11 protein-coding genes, 4 tRNA genes, 4 rRNA genes, 1 pseudogene and 1 other annotated feature are annotated in these 21,399 nt (G+C 58.5%); of the genes and pseudogenes, 9 read left to right on the plus strand and 11 right to left on the minus strand.

Annotated elements, in window-relative coordinates; genetic code table 11:
* Window positions 1–47 precede the first annotated feature (47 nt).
* Together D3880_RS12530 and queD are read left to right on the plus strand one after the other, a co-directional pair.
* Window positions 48–1,127: a patatin-like phospholipase family protein gene (locus tag D3880_RS12530; protein ID WP_119893758.1), complete on the plus strand. Its 1,080-nt coding sequence runs from the start codon at window positions 48–50 to the stop codon at window positions 1,125–1,127.
* 106 nt (window positions 1,128–1,233) lie between these two features.
* Window positions 1,234–1,590 (plus strand): 6-carboxytetrahydropterin synthase QueD, encoded by a 357-nt coding sequence (gene queD, locus D3880_RS12535; RefSeq protein ID WP_119893759.1) that lies wholly within the window; start codon window positions 1,234–1,236, stop codon window positions 1,588–1,590.
* Between the two features lie 173 nt (window positions 1,591–1,763).
* Here queD and rrf read toward each other — a convergent pair.
* The 8 genes from rrf to D3880_RS12580 form a co-directional block, all read right to left on the minus strand.
* A 5S ribosomal RNA gene (gene rrf / locus D3880_RS12540) occupies window positions 1,764–1,879 on the minus strand.
* 149 nt (window positions 1,880–2,028) lie between these two features.
* A 23S ribosomal RNA gene (locus D3880_RS12545) occupies window positions 2,029–4,919 on the minus strand.
* A gap of 235 nt (window positions 4,920–5,154) precedes the next feature.
* Window positions 5,155–5,230, minus strand: a tRNA-Ala gene (locus D3880_RS12550).
* A gap of 30 nt (window positions 5,231–5,260) precedes the next feature.
* Window positions 5,261–5,337 (minus strand) — tRNA-Ile (locus D3880_RS12555).
* Window positions 5,338–5,430: 93 nt separating this feature from the next.
* Window positions 5,431–6,968: ribosomal RNA gene (locus tag D3880_RS12560) — 16S ribosomal RNA — on the minus strand.
* A gap of 218 nt (window positions 6,969–7,186) precedes the next feature.
* Window positions 7,187–7,700: a sequence feature (23S ribosomal RNA rRNA prediction is too short), on the minus strand.
* A 252-nt stretch (window positions 7,701–7,952) separates the two neighbouring features.
* A tRNA-Ala gene (locus tag D3880_RS12570) sits at window positions 7,953–8,028 on the minus strand.
* A 30-nt stretch (window positions 8,029–8,058) separates the two neighbouring features.
* Window positions 8,059–8,135: transfer RNA gene (locus D3880_RS12575), tRNA-Ile, on the minus strand.
* A gap of 94 nt (window positions 8,136–8,229) precedes the next feature.
* Window positions 8,230–9,766 (minus strand): 16S ribosomal RNA (locus D3880_RS12580).
* Together the 16S, 23S and 5S rRNA genes with 4 tRNA genes alongside form the textbook arrangement of a ribosomal RNA operon.
* Window positions 9,767–10,426: 660 nt before the next feature.
* Between D3880_RS12580 and D3880_RS12590 the strand changes: the two genes are divergently transcribed.
* The 3 genes from D3880_RS12590 (at window position 10,427) to D3880_RS12600 (ending at window position 13,597) form a co-directional block, all read left to right on the plus strand.
* Window positions 10,427–11,947 carry a CoA-acylating methylmalonate-semialdehyde dehydrogenase gene (locus D3880_RS12590; protein WP_119893762.1) on the plus strand — a complete coding sequence of 507 codons (1,521 nt, stop codon included), beginning with the start codon at window positions 10,427–10,429 and terminating at the stop codon, window positions 11,945–11,947.
* Between the two features lie 18 nt (window positions 11,948–11,965).
* The gene (locus tag D3880_RS12595; protein WP_119893764.1) at window positions 11,966–13,117 is read left to right on the plus strand and encodes an acyl-CoA dehydrogenase family protein; all 1,152 of its coding nucleotides are present in this window, start codon (window positions 11,966–11,968) and stop codon (window positions 13,115–13,117) included.
* A gap of 291 nt (window positions 13,118–13,408) precedes the next feature.
* Entirely contained in the window at window positions 13,409–13,597 is a 189-nt protein-coding gene (locus D3880_RS12600) for a hypothetical protein (protein WP_119893766.1), read from the plus strand.
* Window positions 13,598–13,652: 55 nt separating this feature from the next.
* On the opposite strand, the gene lpdA is transcribed toward D3880_RS12600, so the two are convergent.
* The 3 genes from lpdA to D3880_RS12615 all read right to left on the minus strand — a co-directional run bounded on the left by lpdA (window position 13,653) and on the right by D3880_RS12615 (window position 16,532).
* Window positions 13,653–15,053, minus strand: coding sequence for a dihydrolipoyl dehydrogenase (lpdA, locus tag D3880_RS12605; RefSeq protein WP_119893768.1), 1,401 nt, complete (start codon window positions 15,051–15,053; stop codon window positions 13,653–13,655).
* Window positions 15,054–15,123: 70 nt separating this feature from the next.
* On the minus strand, window positions 15,124–16,347 hold the full coding sequence (locus D3880_RS12610; protein WP_119895734.1) for an MFS transporter: 1,224 nt from the start codon (window positions 16,345–16,347) through the stop codon (window positions 15,124–15,126).
* Complete coding sequence (locus tag D3880_RS12615; protein WP_119893769.1) at window positions 16,344–16,532, minus strand: hypothetical protein; 189 nt, start codon at window positions 16,530–16,532, stop codon at window positions 16,344–16,346. Before D3880_RS12615 ends, D3880_RS12610 begins: the two co-directional genes overlap by 4 nt.
* A 164-nt stretch (window positions 16,533–16,696) precedes the next feature.
* On the opposite strand from D3880_RS12615, the gene D3880_RS12620 reads away from it, so the two are divergent.
* The 4 genes and pseudogenes from D3880_RS12620 to D3880_RS12635 all read left to right on the plus strand — a co-directional run bounded on the left by D3880_RS12620 (window position 16,697) and on the right by D3880_RS12635 (window position 21,106).
* Window positions 16,697–17,266, plus strand: a complete 570-nt coding sequence (locus tag D3880_RS12620) for a TetR/AcrR family transcriptional regulator (protein ID WP_119893770.1) — start codon at window positions 16,697–16,699, stop codon at window positions 17,264–17,266.
* A 47-nt stretch (window positions 17,267–17,313) separates the two neighbouring features.
* Window positions 17,314–17,717: pseudogene (locus D3880_RS12625) on the plus strand (FHIPEP family type III secretion protein); the annotation flags it as partial.
* A gap of 309 nt (window positions 17,718–18,026) precedes the next feature.
* Window positions 18,027–19,589, plus strand: a complete 1,563-nt coding sequence (locus D3880_RS12630; protein WP_119893771.1) for a WS/DGAT/MGAT family O-acyltransferase — start codon at window positions 18,027–18,029, stop codon at window positions 19,587–19,589.
* Between the two features lie 86 nt (window positions 19,590–19,675).
* Window positions 19,676–21,106, plus strand: coding sequence for a patatin-like phospholipase family protein (locus D3880_RS12635; RefSeq protein ID WP_119893774.1), 1,431 nt, complete (start codon window positions 19,676–19,678; stop codon window positions 21,104–21,106).
* Window positions 21,107–21,399 lie beyond the last annotated feature (293 nt).

The following is a 21,399-nucleotide window of genomic DNA, read 5'->3' on the forward strand; positions in this document are numbered from 1 at the left end:
GGCGGCCAGCCTCTTTATAATTGCCGCCTCGCGTGTTGGAGGCCTGCATGAGCGCCATTCAAATCAAGTTTCCCGCCCTCACCCTCAAAGCCGGTCCACGTGCCCTGCAGCGTATTCGCGAGCGTGGCCTGAGCCCCGCCGACGTGGGGACGCTGCCTGGTGCTGCTGGCGGCCCCAAGGCCCTGGGAATCCAGGGGCTGGATCTGGCCCTGTTTGGTGACTGGCTGGCACGTGCGCCTCGCGAACGTTCGCTGATCGGCGCCTCCATCGGCTCCTGGCGCTTTGCCAGCGCCTGCCTGCCCAACGCTAGCGCTGGCATTCGCCGCCTCGGCGAACTCTATAGCCAGCAACGCTTTGCCAGGGATGCGAGCATGGCGGACGTTTCGCGCAGTTGCAGCCGCATGCTGGACGACCTCCTCGATGGCCAGGACGCCAGCATCCTCAGCAACCCCAGCTATCGCTTGAACATCGTCGTGGCCCAAAGCCATGGCCTGCTCGCCGACGACCGCCGCAGCTCACTGGGCCTCGGTCTGTCCTCGGTAATCTGCAACAACCTGCTCAGCCGCTCTCGTCTGGCCAAACATTTTGAACGCGTGGTTCTCCATGACTCCCGCCAAGCCCCGCCGTTAACGACACTCAACGACTTCCCTTCGCGCTACCTGCACCTGGAGGTCGCTAATCTTCGTCATGCCCTGCTCGCTTCCGCCTCCATCCCCATGGTGATGGAAGGCGTGCGCGACATTCCCGGCGCCGGCCCGGGGACCTATCGCGATGGCGGCTTGCTCGACTATCACCTCGACCTGCCTTACAGCGGCAGCGATGTCGTGCTCTACCCGCACTTCACCGACGAGGTTATTCCTGGCTGGTTCGACAAGGGTATGCCTTGGCGCCGCGGCGACAGCGGGCGCTTGCAGGATGTACTGCTGCTTGCACCATCCCGCGAATATCTGACCCACTTGCCTCACGACAAATTGCCAGACCGCAAGGACTTCAAGCGTTATCAAGGGGACGATGCGGGGCGGGAACGCCACTGGCGCAAGGCGATGGACGAAAGCCGCCGACTCGGCGACGAATTCCTCGAGTTGGTCGATACGGGTCGTCTGGGCCAGCACCTGCAACCCCTCTAAGCATCTGACCCGCCGGACAACTCCCGATGGGTAAGCCATGGCAGAGCTGTTAAACTACAGCTCTATTTTCTGGTCGTGTTCGCGGCCCCCAACCGAGCGCAACACCGTGGAACTGTTCAAAGAATTCATCTTCGAGGCCGCCCATCGCCTCCCCCACGTACCTGCAGGCCATAAATGCGGCCGCCTGCATGGACACTCATTTCGCGTAGCCATTTATATCGAAGGCGAGGTCGACCCTTACACCGGCTGGATTCGCGACTTCTCCGAGATCAAAGAGATTTTCAAGCCGCTTTACGAGCAGCTTGATCACAACTACCTGAACGACATTCCAGGCTTGGAAAATCCAACCAGCGAAGTGCTTTCCAAGTGGATTTGGCGGCAACTCAAGCCACTTCTGCCAGAACTCTCGCGCGTGCGCATCCACGAAACCTGTACCAGCGGTTGCGAATATCGCGGCGACTGATCCCGGCCAGATACAAAAAAGCCACCTCACGGTGGCTTTTTTGTATCTGCGCCTTTGCGAACGAGTGGGGTCGACTTTGGCCCATGCGTTGCTTAAGAGTCGCGGGCAAACTTTTCCCGCGCGCAAAGACAAACCCCCAGCCTGCTGTCGCGGGCTGGGGGTTTGGGATAGGAGCTTGACGATGACCTACTCTCACATGGGGAGACCCCACACTACCATCGGCGATGAGTCGTTTCACTACTGAGTTCGGGATGGGATCAGGTGGTTCCAACTCTCTATGGTCGTCAAGCAATTGGGTTGGGATGTCGTGGTGAGACGCCATCCCGAATGGGTATGTGACAGTGCCTTGCGGCGGGTATTAAGCGAGTTCTGTCGAACTTTCGGTATTTGTCGACTTCACCGTCCAACACCACAATCGTCAGATTGTTTGGGTGTTATATGGTCAAGCCTCACGGGCAATTAGTATTGGTTAGCTCAACGCCTCACAGCGCTTACACACCCAACCTATCAACGTCGTAGTCTTCGACGGCCCTTCAGGGAGCTCAAGGCTCCAGTGAGATCTCATCTCGAGGCAAGTTTCCCGCTTAGATGCTTTCAGCGGTTATCTTTTCCGAACATAGCTACCCGGCAATGCCACTGGCGTGACAACCGGAACACCAGAGGTTCGTCCAACCCGGTCCTCTCGTACTAAGGTCAGCCCCTCTCAAATCTCAAACGTCCACGGCAGATAGGGACCGAACTGTCTCACGACGTTCTAAACCCAGCTCGCGTACCACTTTAAATGGCGAACAGCCATACCCTTGGGACCGGCTTCAGCCCCAGGATGTGATGAGCCGACATCGAGGTGCCAAACACCGCCGTCGATATGAACTCTTGGGCGGTATCAGCCTGTTATCCCCGGAGTACCTTTTATCCGTTGAGCGATGGCCCTTCCATACAGAACCACCGGATCACTAAGACCTACTTTCGTACCTGCTCGACGTGTCTGTCTCGCAGTCAAGCGCGCTTTTGCCTTTATACTCTACGACCGATTTCCGACCGGTCTGAGCGCACCTTCGTACTCCTCCGTTACTCTTTAGGAGGAGACCGCCCCAGTCAAACTGCCCACCATACACTGTCCTCGATCCGGATGACGGACCAGAGTTAGAACCTCAAGCATGCCAGGGTGGTATTTCAAGGATGGCTCCACGCGAACTGGCGTCCACGCTTCAAAGCCTCCCACCTATCCTACACAAGCAGGCTCAAAGTCCAGTGCAAAGCTACAGTAAAGGTTCACGGGGTCTTTCCGTCTAGCCGCGGATACACTGCATCTTCACAGCGATTTCAATTTCACTGAGTCTCGGGTGGAGACAGCGCCGCCATCGTTACGCCATTCGTGCAGGTCGGAACTTACCCGACAAGGAATTTCGCTACCTTAGGACCGTTATAGTTACGGCCGCCGTTTACCGGGGCTTCGATCAAGAGCTTCGCTTGCGCTAACCCCATCAATTAACCTTCCGGCACCGGGCAGGCGTCACACCCTATACGTCCACTTTCGTGTTTGCAGAGTGCTGTGTTTTTAATAAACAGTCGCAGCGGCCTGGTATCTTCGACCGGCATGGGCTTACCGAGTAAATCGTTCACCCTCACCGGCGCACCTTCTCCCGAAGTTACGGTGCCATTTTGCCTAGTTCCTTCACCCGAGTTCTCTCAAGCGCCTTGGTATTCTCTACCCAACCACCTGTGTCGGTTTGGGGTACGGTTCCTAGTTACCTGAAGCTTAGAAGCTTTTCTTGGAAGCATGGCATCAACCACTTCGCGCTCTAAAAGAGCACTCGTCATCAGCTCTCAGCCTTAAGACCCCGGATTTACCTAAGATCTCAGCCTACAACCTTAAACTTGGACAACCAACGCCAAGATGGCCTAGCCTTCTCCGTCCCTCCATCGCAGTAACTAGAAGTACAGGAATATTAACCTGTTTCCCATCGACTACGCTTTTCAGCCTCGCCTTAGGGACCGACTAACCCTGCGTCGATTAACGTTGCGCAGGAACCCTTGGTCTTTCGGCGTGGGTGTTTTTCACACCCATTGTCGTTACTCATGTCAGCATTCGCACTTCTGATACCTCCAGCAAGCTTCTCAACTCACCTTCACAGGCTTACAGAACGCTCCTCTACCGCTCGTCTTACGACGAACCCGTAGCTTCGGTGTATGGTTTGAGCCCCGTTACATCTTCCGCGCAGGCCGACTCGACTAGTGAGCTATTACGCTTTCTTTAAAGGGTGGCTGCTTCTAAGCCAACCTCCTAGCTGTCTAAGCCTTCCCACATCGTTTCCCACTTAACCATAACTTTGGGACCTTAGCTGACGGTCTGGGTTGTTTCCCTTTTCACGACGGACGTTAGCACCCGCCGTGTGTCTCCCGTGCTGACACTTGCTGGTATTCGGAGTTTGCATCGGTTTGGTAAGTCGGGATGACCCCCTAGCCGAAACAGTGCTCTACCCCCAGCAGTGATACACGAGGCGCTACCTAAATAGCTTTCGAGGAGAACCAGCTATCTCCGAGCTTGATTAGCCTTTCACTCCGATCCACAGGTCATCCGCTAACTTTTCAACGGTAGTCGGTTCGGTCCTCCAGTCAGTGTTACCTAACCTTCAACCTGCCCATGGATAGATCGCCCGGTTTCGGGTCTATACCCAGCGACTAAACGCCCTATTAAGACTCGCTTTCGCTACGCCTCCCCTATTCGGTTAAGCTCGCCACTGAATATAAGTCGCTGACCCATTATACAAAAGGTACGCAGTCACCTAACAAAGTAGGCTCCCACTGCTTGTACGCATACGGTTTCAGGATCTATTTCACTCCCCTCTCCGGGGTTCTTTTCGCCTTTCCCTCACGGTACTAGTTCACTATCGGTCAGTCAGTAGTATTTAGCCTTGGAGGATGGTCCCCCCATATTCAGACAAAGTTTCTCGTGCTCCGTCCTACTCGATTTCACTTCAAAGATCCTTTCATATACGGGGCTATCACCCACTATGGCCGCACTTTCCAGAGCGTTCTATTAGAATCAATGAAGCTTAAGGGCTAATCCCCGTTCGCTCGCCACTACTAAGGGAATCTCGGTTGATTTCTTTTCCTCAGGGTACTTAGATGTTTCAGTTCCCCTGGTTCGCCTCTTGCACCTATGGATTCAGTACAAGATACCTAGGTTATCCTAGGTGGGTTCCCCCATTCAGAGATCTCCGGATCAAAGTCTGTTTGCCGACTCCCCGAAGCTTATCGCAGGCTACCACGTCTTTCATCGCCTCTGACTGCCAAGGCATCCACCGTATGCGCTTCTTCACTTGACCATATAACCCCAAGCAATCTGGTTACTGTCTCGAACGTGAAGACGACATTCGCCGAAAATTCGCGCTTGAACTCGCAAATTTTACCTTGACTTGAATAATCACCAGTGAAAGAGATTATTCAGTCTACTTCTATCACATACCCAAATTTTTAAAGAACAGTTACTGGCGCAAAGACCAGAATTCAAGGCTCACTCTTTAAGCATTCAATTCTGAGCTTTCAGCGATTGCGTGATAATGGTGGAGCCAAGGAGGATCGAACTCCTGACCTCCTGCGTGCAAAGCAGGCGCTCTCCCAGCTGAGCTATGGCCCCATCTAATGACCGGCCACATCCCTTGACAATTGGTGGGTCTGGGCAGATTCGAACTGCCGACCTCACCCTTATCAGGGGTGCGCTCTAACCAACTGAGCTACAGACCCAATCGTCTCACTCTCGGGTCTAAACCCAATCGCTTTTCGCAAGTGAATCAAGCAATTCGTGTGGGAGCTTATGAGAAAGCTGATGTCGTCGATTAAGGAGGTGATCCAGCCGCAGGTTCCCCTACGGCTACCTTGTTACGACTTCACCCCAGTCATGAATCACACCGTGGTAACCGTCCCCCTTGCGGTTAGACTAGCTACTTCTGGTGCAACCCACTCCCATGGTGTGACGGGCGGTGTGTACAAGGCCCGGGAACGTATTCACCGTGACATTCTGATTCACGATTACTAGCGATTCCGACTTCACGCAGTCGAGTTGCAGACTGCGATCCGGACTACGATCGGTTTTGTGGGATTAGCTCCACCTCGCGGCTTGGCAACCCTCTGTACCGACCATTGTAGCACGTGTGTAGCCCTGGCCGTAAGGGCCATGATGACTTGACGTCATCCCCACCTTCCTCCGGTTTGTCACCGGCAGTCTCCTTAGAGTGCCCACCATAACGTGCTGGTAACTAAGGACAAGGGTTGCGCTCGTTACGGGACTTAACCCAACATCTCACGACACGAGCTGACGACAGCCATGCAGCACCTGTCTTACAGTTCCCGAAGGCACCAATCCATCTCTGGAAAGTTCTGTAGATGTCAAGGCCAGGTAAGGTTCTTCGCGTTGCTTCGAATTAAACCACATGCTCCACCGCTTGTGCGGGCCCCCGTCAATTCATTTGAGTTTTAACCTTGCGGCCGTACTCCCCAGGCGGTCGACTTAATGCGTTAGCTGCGCCACTAAGTTCTCAAGGAACCCAACGGCTAGTCGACATCGTTTACGGCGTGGACTACCAGGGTATCTAATCCTGTTTGCTCCCCACGCTTTCGCACCTCAGTGTCAGTATCAGTCCAGGTGGTCGCCTTCGCCACTGGTGTTCCTTCCTATATCTACGCATTTCACCGCTACACAGGAAATTCCACCACCCTCTACCGTACTCTAGTCAGGCAGTTTTGGATGCAGTTCCCAGGTTGAGCCCGGGGCTTTCACATCCAACTTACCAAACCACCTACGCGCGCTTTACGCCCAGTAATTCCGATTAACGCTTGCACCCTTCGTATTACCGCGGCTGCTGGCACGAAGTTAGCCGGTGCTTATTCTGTCGGTAACGTCAAAATACTCACGTATTAGGTAAGTACCCTTCCTCCCAACTTAAAGTGCTTTACAATCCGAAGACCTTCTTCACACACGCGGCATGGCTGGATCAGGCTTTCGCCCATTGTCCAATATTCCCCACTGCTGCCTCCCGTAGGAGTCTGGACCGTGTCTCAGTTCCAGTGTGACTGATCATCCTCTCAGACCAGTTACGGATCGTCGCCTAGGTGAGCCTTTACCTCACCTACTAGCTAATCCGACCTAGGCTCATCTGTTAGCGTGAGGTCCGAAGATCCCCCACTTTCTCCCGTAGGACGTATGCGGTATTAGCGTCCGTTTCCCGAACGTTATCCCCCACTAACAGGCAGATTCCTAGGCATTACTCACCCGTCCGCCGCTCGCCGGCATCCCGAAGGACCCGCTGCCGCTCGACTTGCATGTGTTAGGCCTGCCGCCAGCGTTCAATCTGAGCCATGATCAAACTCTTCAGTTCAATACTGCTTGGGTTTTGTGAAAACCCTAAACTTGGCTCAGCAATCGCAAATAAACTCTCGAATTCACGAGTGTTACTTGTGATGCTGATAATCAGGTGACTATCAGTCTTACCTCACAAGCACCCACACGAATTGCTTGATTCAGTTGTTAAAGAACAGTTGGTTAAGTCTTTCGTCTCAACCGAGGCGCGAATTTTACAGCAGCCCCTCATTCCGTCAAGCGATTTCGAAAATTTCTTTTCTACTTCAACCGCTTGCGCTTCCGATCAGCCTTCAGCATCTCGTCAGCGGGAGGCGAATTCTACAGCGTTTCAAACCGCTGTCAACCTCCTCCTGCACCGCTTTCGATCAACCCGATCGAACCACCTCCAGCCCCCTGAAAATCTCTATAACCTATTGATTATCAAGATCTTTTACATCAGGACTGCCCACTATGGCCGCACTTTCCAGAGCGTTCTATTAGAATCAATGAAGCTTAAGGGCTAATCCCCGTTCGCTCGCCACTACTAAGGGAATCTCGGTTGATTTCTTTTCCTCAGGGTACTTAGATGTTTCAGTTCCCCTGGTTCGCCTCTTGCACCTATGGATTCAGTACAAGATACCTAGGTTATCCTAGGTGGGTTCCCCCATTCAGAGATCTCCGGATCAAAGTCTGTTTGCCGACTCCCCGAAGCTTATCGCAGGCTACCACGTCTTTCATCGCCTCTGACTGCCAAGGCATCCACCGTATGCGCTTCTTCACTTGACCATATAACCCCAAGCAATCTGGTTACTGTCTCGAACGTGAAGACGACATTCGCCGAAAATTCGCGCTTGAACTCGCAAATTTTACCTTGACTTGAATAATCACCAGTGAAAGAGATTATTCAGTCTACTTCTATCACATACCCAAATTTTTAAAGAACAGTTACTGGCGCAAAGACCAGAATTCAAGGCTCACTCTTTAAGCATTCAATTCTGAGCTTTCAGCGATTGCGTGATAATGGTGGAGCCAAGGAGGATCGAACTCCTGACCTCCTGCGTGCAAAGCAGGCGCTCTCCCAGCTGAGCTATGGCCCCATCTAATGACCGGCCACATCCCTTGACAATTGGTGGGTCTGGGCAGATTCGAACTGCCGACCTCACCCTTATCAGGGGTGCGCTCTAACCAACTGAGCTACAGACCCAATCGTCTCACTCTCGGGTCTAAACCCAATCGCTTTTTCGCAAGTGAATCAAGCAATTCGTGTGGGAGCTTATGAGAAAGCTGATGTCGTCGATTAAGGAGGTGATCCAGCCGCAGGTTCCCCTACGGCTACCTTGTTACGACTTCACCCCAGTCATGAATCACACCGTGGTAACCGTCCCCCTTGCGGTTAGACTAGCTACTTCTGGTGCAACCCACTCCCATGGTGTGACGGGCGGTGTGTACAAGGCCCGGGAACGTATTCACCGTGACATTCTGATTCACGATTACTAGCGATTCCGACTTCACGCAGTCGAGTTGCAGACTGCGATCCGGACTACGATCGGTTTTGTGGGATTAGCTCCACCTCGCGGCTTGGCAACCCTCTGTACCGACCATTGTAGCACGTGTGTAGCCCTGGCCGTAAGGGCCATGATGACTTGACGTCATCCCCACCTTCCTCCGGTTTGTCACCGGCAGTCTCCTTAGAGTGCCCACCATAACGTGCTGGTAACTAAGGACAAGGGTTGCGCTCGTTACGGGACTTAACCCAACATCTCACGACACGAGCTGACGACAGCCATGCAGCACCTGTCTTACAGTTCCCGAAGGCACCAATCCATCTCTGGAAAGTTCTGTAGATGTCAAGGCCAGGTAAGGTTCTTCGCGTTGCTTCGAATTAAACCACATGCTCCACCGCTTGTGCGGGCCCCCGTCAATTCATTTGAGTTTTAACCTTGCGGCCGTACTCCCCAGGCGGTCGACTTAATGCGTTAGCTGCGCCACTAAGTTCTCAAGGAACCCAACGGCTAGTCGACATCGTTTACGGCGTGGACTACCAGGGTATCTAATCCTGTTTGCTCCCCACGCTTTCGCACCTCAGTGTCAGTATCAGTCCAGGTGGTCGCCTTCGCCACTGGTGTTCCTTCCTATATCTACGCATTTCACCGCTACACAGGAAATTCCACCACCCTCTACCGTACTCTAGTCAGGCAGTTTTGGATGCAGTTCCCAGGTTGAGCCCGGGGCTTTCACATCCAACTTACCAAACCACCTACGCGCGCTTTACGCCCAGTAATTCCGATTAACGCTTGCACCCTTCGTATTACCGCGGCTGCTGGCACGAAGTTAGCCGGTGCTTATTCTGTCGGTAACGTCAAAATACTCACGTATTAGGTAAGTACCCTTCCTCCCAACTTAAAGTGCTTTACAATCCGAAGACCTTCTTCACACACGCGGCATGGCTGGATCAGGCTTTCGCCCATTGTCCAATATTCCCCACTGCTGCCTCCCGTAGGAGTCTGGACCGTGTCTCAGTTCCAGTGTGACTGATCATCCTCTCAGACCAGTTACGGATCGTCGCCTAGGTGAGCCTTTACCTCACCTACTAGCTAATCCGACCTAGGCTCATCTGTTAGCGTGAGGTCCGAAGATCCCCCACTTTCTCCCGTAGGACGTATGCGGTATTAGCGTCCGTTTCCGAACGTTATCCCCCACTAACAGGCAGATTCCTAGGCATTACTCACCCGTCCGCCGCTCGCCGGCATCCCGAAGGACCCGCTGCCGCTCGACTTGCATGTGTTAGGCCTGCCGCCAGCGTTCAATCTGAGCCATGATCAAACTCTTCAGTTCAATACTGCTTGGGTTTTGTGAAAACCCTAAACTTGGCTCAGCAATCGCAAATAAACTCTCGAATTCACGAGTGTTACTTGTGATGCTGATAATCAGGTGACTATCAGTCTTACCTCACAAGCACCCACACGAATTGCTTGATTCAGTTGTTAAAGAACAGTTGGTTAAGTCTTTCGTCTCAACCGAGGCGCGAATTTTACAGCAGCCCCTCATTCCGTCAAGCGATTTCGAAAATTTCTTTTCTACTTCAACCGCTTGCGCTTCCGATCAGCCTTCAGCATCTCGTCAGCGGGAGGCGAATTCTACAGCGTTTCAAACCGCTGTCAACCTCCTCCTGCACCGCTTTCGATCAACCCGATCGAACCACCTCCAGCCCCCTGAAAATCTCTATAACCTATTGATTATCAAGATCTTTTACATCAGGACTGCGCCGGAAGTGGTGCGCATTATAGGCCCGCTAAAACACACGTCAACAGCTTATTGCGCAATTTACTGACTTTTAGGTTAAACCCCACTGGAATGGCTTATGGATCGCTGCGCCTCATTTACGACCTTTCTTCTGCGGGAAGGTCCAATATTAGAAAACACCTTCGCGGGCTGAGGCAGTACAAGCGGAATGGAGACCTACCTGCAGCAGACCAACAAGATCAGGAGGCAGTCATGACAACGCAAGCGCATACCGGTATCGCGGCTCCTAACGTCAAGCTACTGATTGACGGGCAACTAATCGACTCACAAAGCAGCGATTGGCGCGAGGTGATCAACCCTGCCACCCAGGAGGTGCTCGCCAGGGTGCCTTTTGCAACTCCCGCAGAGGTAAATGCCGCAGTCGCCAGCGCCAAGGATGCATTCATTAGCTGGCGCAAGACCGCTATTGGGACTCGAGCGCGGATCTTCCTCAAGTATCAGCAGCTGATCCGCGAAAACATGCAGGAGCTTGCGGCGATCCTCACCGCCGAACAGGGCAAGACTCTGGCGGATGCCGAAGGCGATGTGTTCCGAGGCCTGGAAGTGGTCGAACATGCTGCCGCCATCGGCAACCTGCAGCTCGGCGAGCTGGCCAACAACGTCGCCAGCGGGGTTGATACCTTTACTTTGCGACAACCCTTAGGGGTTTGCGCCGGGATCACCCCATTCAATTTCCCGGCAATGATCCCGCTGTGGATGTTCCCGATGGCGATAGTCACCGGCAACACCTTTGTGCTCAAACCTTCCGAGCAGGACCCGATGGTCACCATGCGCTTGGCCGAACTGGCGCTTGATGCCGGAATCCCCGCCGGGGTGCTGAATGTGGTCCATGGCGGCGCCGAGGTGGTCGACGCGATTTGCGCTCACCCGGACATCAAGGCCGTCTCTTTTGTCGGTTCGACGCGTGTGGGCACCCACGTCTATAACCGTGCCTCGCAATCGGGCAAGCGCGTGCAGTGCATGATGGGGGCGAAAAACCATGCCATCGTCCTGCCGGATGCCCATAAGCAGCAAACCCTGAACAACCTCGTGGGTGCGGCCTTTGGCGCCGCCGGTCAACGCTGTATGGCGGTGTCGGTGGCGATTCTGGTCGGCGAGGCACAGCAATGGCTGCCCGAGCTGGTCGAGAAAGCCAAGGCACTGAAGGTGAATGCCGGAGCCGAACCGGAAACCGATCTGGGGCCGGTCGTCTCCACCTCTGCCTTAGAGCGCATCCTCAGTTTGATAGAAAGCGGCAGCCAAGAAGGCGCCAGCCTGGAACTGGACGGGCGCAATCCACACGTGGCGAGCTATCAGAAAGGCAACTTCATCGGCCCGACCTTGTTCTCCGGCGTCACGCCGCAGATGCGTATCTACCGCGAGGAAATCTTCGGCCCGGTGCTCTGTGTGATGCATGCAAACAATCTGGACGAAGCCATCGCCCTGATTAACGCCAACCCGAATGGCAACGGCACCGCTATCTTCACCCGCTCCGGTGCAGCGGCACGGCATTTCCAGGAAGAGGTGAATGTGGGCCAGGTCGGTATCAACATACCGATCCCGGTGCCGGCGCCGATGTTCTCCTTCACTGGCTCCCGGGGCTCCAAGCTCGGCGACCTGGGCCCCTATGGCAAGCAGGTGGTGCAGTTCTATACCCAGACCAAGACCGTCACCGAGCGCTGGTTCGACGAGAACGACGTGGGTGGGGTCAACACCACCATCACGCTCAAATAAGGAGGACAAGGTAAAGCTATGCATGATCTCGAGCTGAGCGAAGAGCAACGCATGATCCGCGACATGGCTCGCGATTTCGCCCGCCGCGAAATCGCTCCGCGCGCTGCCGCGGCGGAAAAGGCCGGCTGGATCGATGATGCACTGGTCTCACAGATGGGCGAACTTGGCCTGCTGGGCATGGTGGTGCCGGAGGAATGGGGGGGATCCTATGTCGACTATGTCGCTTATGCACTGGCGGTAGAGGAAATCTCTGCGGGCGACGCGGCGACCGGCACCTTGATGAGCGTGCACAACTCGGTGGGCTGCGGCCCGCTGCTGCAATACGGCAGCGAAGAGCAGAAGCGCACCTGGCTGCCCGACTTGGCCAGCGGCAAAGCTATTGGCTGTTTTTGCCTGACCGAGCCGCAGGCCGGTTCCGAAGCCCACAACCTGCGCACCCGCGCCGAGCTAAGTGACGGCCACTGGGTGCTCAACGGTGCCAAGCAGTTCGTCAGCAACGGTAAGCGCGCCAAACTCGCCATAGTCTTTGCCATCACCGATCCGGACAAAGGCAAGAAGGGTCTCTCCGCTTTCCTGGTGCCGACCGATACAGCGGGGTTTGTCGTCGACCGCCAGGAGCACAAGATGGGCATCCGCGCCGCCGATACCTGTGCAGTCACCTTGCGCGACTGCCGCATCCCGCAGACCAACCTGCTGGGCGAACGGGGCAAGGGCCTGGCCATCGCCCTCTCCAACCTGGAAGGCGGGCGCATCGGCATCGCCGCCCAAGCTCTGGGGATCGCCCGCGCCGCTTTCGAGGCCGCGCTCGGCTATGCCCGTGAGCGGGTACAGTTCGGCAAGCCGATCATCGAACATCAGAGCGTGGCCAACATGCTGGCGGACATGCATACCCAGCTCAACGCCGCACGTCTGCTCATCCTGCATGCTGCACGCCTGCGCAGCGCCGGCCTGCCTTGCCTGTCGGAAGCCTCGCAAGCCAAGCTGTTCGCCTCGGAACTCGCCGAATCGGTCTGCTCCAAGGCCGTGCAGATCCACGGCGGCTATGGCTATCTGGAGGACTACCCGGTCGAGCGTTATTACCGCGACGCGCGGATCACCCAGATTTACGAGGGCACCAGCGAGATCCAGCGCCTGCTGATCGCTCGCGAGCTGAGCAATTACCCGCTTTAGGCGCCAGCAAAAAAAGGGGCAGCCAGTGGCTGCCCTTGGGCTGCACTGGCACGAACCGCCGCAGTTGATCGCCAGCTCAACGGGTCGACATCCTCGAATCTTTACGAGCCATCTCGAATGAATCGGCCAGCAGGTTGGTGGTGGTACTACTATGGCGAGCCTTGGCGACCCAACACAGCAATGTGGAGCTCGATATGTCGCGTGCGCACTGAGCCCCAGAAAAGGTTCGGGTTTGCCAGATAAGTACCCGACTGGGTCTAATTTGCCAGAAGCCATACCTGGGAACCGCTCATGAGTCGCGCCGAATTCCACCAGCAGCATCAGCAACGCGCCATCGCCGAGGCCGAGCGCCTGCTCGCCGAGAGAGCCAGGTTGCAGGGCCGCTGGCTGGATTGGGTAGCCGCCGAGCTTTACGCCCTGCGCCCACCCGCCTTCGCCAGCATGGTGCGGCGCGAGCTGGAGAGATTGTCCAGGCAATAAAAAACCGGAAGACGATCAAAAAACCGCCTCCCGGTTATGGGCAGGTCAGCGCCCTTCAGCTCTGCATCGCCTCCCCATGCACATCCATCGCCGCCTGGCGCAACGCCTCGGAGCGGGTTGGATGGGGGTGGCAGGTCAAGGCGATGTCCTCGGCCGAGGCGGAGAATTCCATGGCCACGCAGTATTCGCCGATCATCTCGCTGACGCTCGGGCCTATCAGGTGCACGCCCAGCACCTCGTCCGTGCGCTCGTCGGCGATCACCTTGGCAAAGCCCTCGGTCTCGTGGTTGATCTTCGCCCGACTGTTGGCGGTGAAGGGGAACTTGCCGACCTTATAAGCGCGGCCTTCGACCTTGAGCTGCTCTTCGCTCTTGCCGACGCTGGCGACCTCGGGCTTGGTGTAGATCACGCTGGGAATCAGGTTGTAGTTGACCTCGCCGGCCTTGCCGGCAATCTGCTCGATACAGACGATGGCTTCGTCCTCGGCCTTGTGCGCGAGCATCAGCCCAGAGGTGACATCGCCGATCACCCACACGCCCGGCGCGCCGCTGCGATGCCGCTCGTTGGCCAGCATGCCGCGCTTGTCCGTCGCCAGGCCAACCGTTTCCAGCCCCAGGCCCTGGGTATAAGGGCGGCGGCCGATGGCGACCAGCACGTAATCGGCTTCCAGCGTCTCGGCCTGACCACCGGCCGCCGGCTCGATGCTGAGCGTCACGCCGCTGGTGGATGGTTTGGCGCTGGTCACTTTGGAACCCAGCTTGAAATGCATGCCCTGCTTGCTCAGCGAGCGCTGCAGGGTCTTGGCGGTTTCCGCGTCGAGGCCGGGACAGATACGGTCGAGGAACTCCACCACCGTCACCTGGCTCCCCAGCCGGCGCCAGACTGAGCCCAGCTCCAGGCCGATCACCCCGGCGCCGATCACCACCAGGTGCTTGGGCACCTCGGGTAGCGACAAGGCGCTGGTGGAGTCGAGGATGCGCCGGTTGTCGATCTCCACACCAGGCAAAGGGCTCGGCTCGGAACCAGTGGCGATGACGATGTCCTTGGCCTGCAGGATTTGCTCGGTGCCGTCGGCCGCGGTCACCACTACCTTTCCGGGCCCGTCGATGCGGCCCCAACCCTTGATCCACTCGGCCTTGTGCTTGCGGAACAGGAACTCGATGCCCTTGGTCAGGGCCGTCACGCTGTCGCCCTTCTGCTTCATCATCTGCGCCAGGTTGAGCTGTGGCTTGACCTCGATGCCGAGCGTGGCGAACTCGCCGCCGCTAGCCGCCTCGTACAGCTCCGAGGCATGCAGCAGCGCCTTGGACGGCATGCAGCCGACGTTCAGGCAGGTGCCGCCAAGCGTCGCGCGACCTTCCACGCATGCCACCTTGAGGCCCAGCTGGCCGGCGCGGATGGCCGCGTTGTAACCGCCCGGGCCACCGCCGATCACCACAACGTCATAACTGCTCATGGTCGATACCTACTCGCTCAGTAATAAATAGAGGGATTGAGCATAGGCAATCGGTCAGGCGCTGCCGCAGTTACGGGGCTTTCGCCACAGCCACCGGGACATTCCCCGGCGCGCGCGGACGCAGTATCTGGAAAGCGGCAAAGGCGCCGAGCGCGAAAGCACAGTGCACGGCGATCATCGGCAGCGCCGTGCCGTCCTGAAAACGGCTCAGCACCAAGCCGGCACTCATGCCGCCGGCCATCTGGGCAAAGCCCATGAAGCCGGCGGCGAGCCCGGCACGGTGGGCATTGGGCATCACCGCGCCGGCCACTGCGGCCGGCAGCACCATGCCGGCACCGAAGGTCAGCAGCAGTTGCGGCAGGAACAGGCCGAAGATCGACAGACCGAGCAATTCATGCACCAGCAACGTGGCCAACGCTCCGAGTGCCACCAGGCTGGTGCCGATGGCGACGATGCGTTCGGCCCCGTGGCGTGCAATCAACCGATTGGTGCACAACGCACCGACTATCAACCCGGAAACGATGCCGCCGAACACCAGGCCGTACTGGGTGGCCGTCAGCCCCAGCAAGCCGACGAAGACCGGCGAGGAGCCGGCGATAAAGCAGAACATCGCCCCGTAGGTACAGGCCAACGCCAGGGCGAAGGCGCGATAGGAGCGCGCGCTCAGCAGGCTGGCATAGTGACCGCCGAGCGTGCGCAGCCGCCCGGCTTGCGGGTCGAGCTTGAGGTTGCTTTCGCGATACAGCGCCAACAGTGCCAGCAACGCCAGGCCACCGATCAGCCAGGACAACCCCACCGCCGCTCGCCAGCCGCCGGCATAGGTGGCCACCAGCCCGCCCAACGCGGGCATCAGCACGATGGCGCAGAGCATGCCGATCACCGTCAGTGCCAGGGTCGGCGCCGCACGCTCCTTCCATACATCGCGCACCACCGCCCGCGCCAACACCAGGGCCGCGCAGGCCCCCAGCCCTTGCACCACCCTGGCCACGATGAACTCGTGCATGCCGCCGGCGAACAGCATCCACAGCGTGGCCAGCAAATAGAGCGTCAGACCGCCGATCAGCACCGGCCGGCGCCCTACCCGGTCGGACAAGGGCCCGAGGATCAACTGACCGACCCCGAAAGCACCGACGAACGCCGCCAAGGCAACCAGCGCGGAACCCTGCGCGGCGGCGAAGTCCGCCTCGATAACGCCGAGGCTGGGAATCAGCAGCTGCGTGGAGATCTCCCCCAGTCCGGTCAAGACGACCAGCAATACCAGCAGGGTGCGTGATGGCAGTGGCGCAGTGCTCAGGCCCATGACACGGCTCCTTGCGGCTTGAGCGCGGCGTACGCGGCAAGCAGTTGCAGCTCAAAGTCCTGCCAGTCAGCTTCCGGCACATGGTCCTGGCCACAGCGGAACGCCTCAGAGCCAGCGAGGTTCGATGGTCTGGCGACATCTGCCAGCGCTTCAGAACGAGGAATGGCGATCTTGCTCATGGCAGTCTCCAGCGGCACACGTATTTAGATTATGATCGACATACGTATGTTTGTATTGCATTCATAATATTGTCAACCACTGATCTGCCCCTACTGCCGACGAGCGCCTGTGTTAAAATTATGACTAACATTTCAATCGATCAAATTCTGCGGAGATCACGACCTTGAGATATCCGGATACCCATAAAGCGGAAACCAACCAGCGCATCATCAGCGAAGCGGCCGAACGCTTTCGCCGCGATGGTATCGGCGCCACCGGCCTGCAGCCGCTGATGAAAGCCTTGGGCCTGACCCACGGCGGCTTCTACGCGCATTTCAAATCCAAGGATGACCTGGTCCAGCAGGCGTTGCGCGCCGCTGCAGACAAGCTCGATGAAGCCTGCGCGGAGACTTTCGCTCAGGACAAGCCGCTGCAGCAGTTCATCGACAATTACTTGTCCGGCGCCCACCGTGCCAATCCCGGCGCCGGCTGCCCATTGCCAACCATGGCGGCGGAGCTGGGCCAGCGCGGCCAGCCCAGCCCGATCACCGATGAAGTGGTGCGCAACCGCCTCGGAATGATCGAAGGTGCCCTGCCCGGGCCGCAGGCTGACGAGCAGAGCGTGGTGATCCTCTCCGCACTGGTCGGTGCGCTACTGCTGTCGCGCAGCGTCGAAGACTCACAGCTGTCCGACCAGGTCCTGCACAGCACGCAGAACTGGCTGAAGCAGGCGTTCTGCTGCGCGCAGGCCTAAGCGCTCTAGCGGCGCAGCAGCACGGATATGTCACCACCACCCCGGTGAAAGCCAGCGAGACCACCAAGGACCCGGTACTGCTCGCCCCCGACGTGCGCTGCGCGTTGCGCCGCAGCATCGTCGTCGGCATCGCGAGCTGTCGGTGTTCATCCTCGAAAACGCCCTGGAAAACACCCTGCTCAGCGCCCTGTCGATCGCCCAGCAGGCCGGCCCGGTGAGCCTGGACAACATTCCGGTGGAGCCGAATCTGCTCAACCAGTTGCAGACCGCCATGCCGGTGGTCAAGGAGCGCCTGCGCAAGGAAGGCCACCCGCCGATCCTCACGGTGATGCCGCAACTGCGTCCGCTGCTAGCCCGTTATGCGCGGGTATTCAGCCCCGGCCTGCACGTGCTGTCGCAGAACGAGATTCCCGAGCGGGTCGGGGTGAATATTCTCGGCACCCTGGGCTAAACCTCCGCGCTTGCGCGGGTAAACGGCCCGCGCAAGCGCAGATCCAGCGCTTCCAAACGTCGAAAAAATTCACTGACCACTCGATCAGTATATGAACAGCGCAGCCGCATACCTGCGGCAATCCCGCGCTGTTTCTACGTCTCGGCGGTCTGTTTCCCGCCCCCTGACATGGGGGGCGAGGCGCAAGAGGCAATCCTTAAAGATGAAAAAGCCCCCTCTCGGGGCGACTTACCTCATCAGCCTCTCGGATGACGTCCTCTCTGCGTGCACTCAGGAAGAGACAGTCACCTCACATGCAGGACAACCCGGATGAAACAGCTCTCCCCTTTGGATGCGCAGTTCTTTTACTCGGAAGCGTCGCATCAACCGATGGTCATCGGCGGCTTGTGGTTGTGCGATCAGAGCAGCGCCCCCAACGGCCTGGTCAGGCACAAGGACATCCTCAAGTACATCAGCAACCGCCTGAGCTCGTCGTCACTGTTCCGCCGCAAGCTGCAGCACGCACCGTTGCGCCTGGACGACCCCTACTGGGTGGAAGACAAGAACTTCGACCTCGAATACCACATCCGCCACGTCGGCCTGCCGCAGCCCGGCGACTGGCGCCAGCTGTGCATCTTCGCGGCCCGGGCGATGTCGCGGACCATGGACATGGAACGCGCGCCCTGGGAAATCACCATCATCGAAGGCCTGAACAATGTCGAGGGCATTCCGCCGGGCAGCTTCGCCCTGCTGCTGCGCCTGCACCATGCCTATGTCGACGGCAAGTCCGGCGTCGAGCTGACCACCGCGCTGATGTCTGACAGCCCCGATCACGATTACGAGCAGACACCGCAGCCACACTACAGCGAGCGCCTGCCCAGCCACGCGCAGATGTGGGCACGTACCCTGCCGCGCCTGCTCGGCCAATCCGCGCGCACCGTCCGCGCCGGCGCCAGCGTGGCGCGCAAGAGCTTCCAGCTGTTCGGCCAACTGAAAAACAAGGCACAGCCGGATCAGCGTTACGCCCCGAGTACCCTCTTCAACGCCCCGATCTCGGCCCACCGCGCCTATGGCGGCATGAGCTGGAACATCGCCGAGCTCAAGCAGATCCGCCGTTGCGCGGAAGGCGCCACGCTGAACGACGCCATCATCGCCATCATCGGCGGCGGCTTGCGCCGCTACCTGATGCGCCGGGATGCCTTGCCCTTCGATCAGTCGCTGGTCGCCCTGTGCCCGGTTTCGATCCGCCCGGAGCACGCGCGCCGGGACATGGGCAACCTGATTTCCATCATGCTTATCGGCATGGGCACCGATATCGCCGACCCGCTCGAGCGCCTGGATGCCGCCGTGCGCCAGCGCACCCAGCGCGGCGGGCCGCTGGCCAAGGACGTGGTGCATGAGCTGATCACCTCGCTCGGAGAGCTGGTCCCGGCCCCAGCGCGCATGCTCACCGGCTGGCTGCAGAACAAGGCCCGTTTCGCCAGCCGGCTGCCGGTGATCAACACCCTCATCACCAACGTCCCAGGCCCGACCAACGGCACCGCCAAGAAGTACATCGCCGGCGCGGAACTGCTCGCGACCTATCCGATCGTGCCGATCCTCGACGGCATGGGTCTGTGCCACGGCATTACCGGGCTTTACGGCCAACTCTTCCTGGGCGTGGTCGCTGATCGCGAAATTCTTCCGGACATGGACCTGTACATCGATTGCATTCAGCAATCCACCGATGAGTACCTCGCGCTGTGCAGGCAACAGGCAGCGGTCGCCGCGGCAGCAGCTGAAGCGGCGGCGGCCACGGTCGTGCCCCTGGAGCAGGAAAAGTCGGCGGCGCCGCGCAAGCGTGTCAATGCGGCCAGTCAGGACGCTGAAGCCGGCAAAGGGGGACCCGCCTGACCTGGCTGCCAGCAGCGCCATCGCGGCCGGCATGAGCCTCGTCGCGATGGCATCAATCAATAGTACGAGTGAAGGGAGACCATCAAATGTTCTGGCACAAATCGCCAGTAAAAGGCCTGCAGAGCAAGATGGAAGCCGCAGAAAGCTACCAGCAGTGGGCAGAACACGCCGCAGTCTACGATTGGGAAACCGGGCTGGATGACTGGCGCAGCACCGAACCGTCCTCGCAGTACGACTACCGCTCGGTTCGCAAGCGTTTTGAACTCCTGCGCGGGCTGCGCTACCGCCACGATTACCCTGGCCTGATGTTCGCCCTCAACGAGGGCATCCACGGCAACCTTGCCGGCATGGGCAAGGCCGCGCTGTACAGCCAGGCCAAGCTGGGCACCAAGCACCTGATCCATCAGTACACCGAGGAAGTCTGCCAGGCGCTGCGGACCATCGACGAGCTCGACGACAGCGTGATTCCGCTGGCCGAGCGCAAGGACTTCTTCCTCCGCACCAGCCACTGCTTCGGCCGCTCGGCGCTGATGCTCAGCGGTGGCGCGGTGCTCGGCTTCTTCCACATCGGCGTACTCAAGGCGCTGTTTCAGGAAAACCTGCTGCCGAGCATCATTTCCGGCTCCAGCGCCGGCTCGATCATGGCGGCGATCGTCGCCACCCACACCGACGACAAGCTGCTCGAACAGATGCGCCCGGAGCACCTGGAGATTGTCGAGGCACTCGAGCCCGAGGCGCTGCAGCGCCGCAACCCGCCGGATGCCAAAGTGCTGCGCCAGTACCTGGAACGGGTCATTCCGGACCTGACCTTCGAAGAGGCCTACCGCCTGACCGGGCGCAAGCTGAACATCACCGTCACCGGCCTGCTGCCGCGTCAGGCGCCGCGCCTGCTCAACGCCATCACTGCGCCAAATGTGCTGATCCGCTCGGCGATCCTGGCTTCCTGCGCGCTCTATGGCATCTATCCGCCGGTCACCCTGCAAGCGAAAAATGCCGCCGGCGAGCAGGTGCCCTATCTGCCGGAGCTGCAATGGATCGACGGCTCGTTCATCGACGATCTGCCGGCCAAACGCCTCGGCCGGCTGTATGGGGTCAACCATTTCATCTCGAGCCTGACCAACCCCGCCGCGCTGTTCTTCACCCCGGACCCCGACACCCGTCATGGCCTGCTGCAGAGCGCACTCAACTACCAGGTCAAACTGTCCAAGAACGTCGCCACCCATCTGCTCAAACTCAGCCGCGACCACCTGCGCCTGCGTAATCCCACGCTCAGTCGCTGGCAACATCTGGGCTACAACGTGCTGGCGCAGGACTACACCGCCGATATCAACATCTTCCTCGGCAAGCGTTGGCACAGCCCGTTGAAACTGCTGTCGCCGCTGCCGCTGGCGGAGATGGAACAGTTGATCCGCGAAGGTGAACAGGCCACCTGGGAGCGCATGGAAATGATCCGCAACTGCACGGCGATCAGCAGGACGCTGGACCGCATCCTCATGGACCACGGCTGGGCGGATTAAACCGCACCGCCCGCCGGACGCAACGCCCCCGGCGGGGCACGGCAGTCAGCCGTCAATCGGTATCCTCCGATGGCGGCTGCAGCCGCTAGCTCTCCTCACCCACGCCGCGTGTGGCGCGCATGGCGCACACAAGTACTTGGCAAGCGATAGCCCCAGACCAATCAGTCTCAAAAGACATCAAACCTGCACCGGCCGGGTTTTTACACCTACCCAAGGCGCCCTCTATCTCCGCCCGACGCGGGCAATGACAGCCTGTATAATGGCGCTCATTTCCCCCTATGCATCGGACAGCG

This window comes from Pseudomonas cavernae, from assembly GCF_003595175.1.
GTDB lineage: Bacteria > Pseudomonadota > Gammaproteobacteria > Pseudomonadales > Pseudomonadaceae > Aquipseudomonas > Aquipseudomonas cavernae.

What these genes read in the sequence shown, in the direction of transcription:
- D3880_RS12530 (WP_119893758.1), top strand. Translation starts at nt 48, where the DNA reads ATGAGCGCCATTCAAATCAAGTTTCCCGCCCTCACCCTCAAAGCCGGT.
- D3880_RS12590 (WP_119893762.1), top strand. Translation starts at nt 10,427, where the DNA reads ATGACAACGCAAGCGCATACCGGTATCGCGGCTCCTAACGTCAAGCTA.
- D3880_RS12595 (WP_119893764.1), top strand. Translation starts at nt 11,966, where the DNA reads ATGCATGATCTCGAGCTGAGCGAAGAGCAACGCATGATCCGCGACATG.
- D3880_RS12600 (WP_119893766.1), top strand. Translation starts at nt 13,409, where the DNA reads ATGAGTCGCGCCGAATTCCACCAGCAGCATCAGCAACGCGCCATCGCC.
- lpdA (WP_119893768.1), bottom strand. Translation starts at nt 15,053, where the DNA reads ATGAGCAGTTATGACGTTGTGGTGATCGGCGGTGGCCCGGGCGGTTAC.
- D3880_RS12615 (WP_119893769.1), bottom strand. Translation starts at nt 16,532, where the DNA reads ATGAGCAAGATCGCCATTCCTCGTTCTGAAGCGCTGGCAGATGTCGCC.
- D3880_RS12630 (WP_119893771.1), top strand. Translation starts at nt 18,027, where the DNA reads ATGAAACAGCTCTCCCCTTTGGATGCGCAGTTCTTTTACTCGGAAGCG.
- D3880_RS12635 (WP_119893774.1), top strand. Translation starts at nt 19,676, where the DNA reads ATGTTCTGGCACAAATCGCCAGTAAAAGGCCTGCAGAGCAAGATGGAA.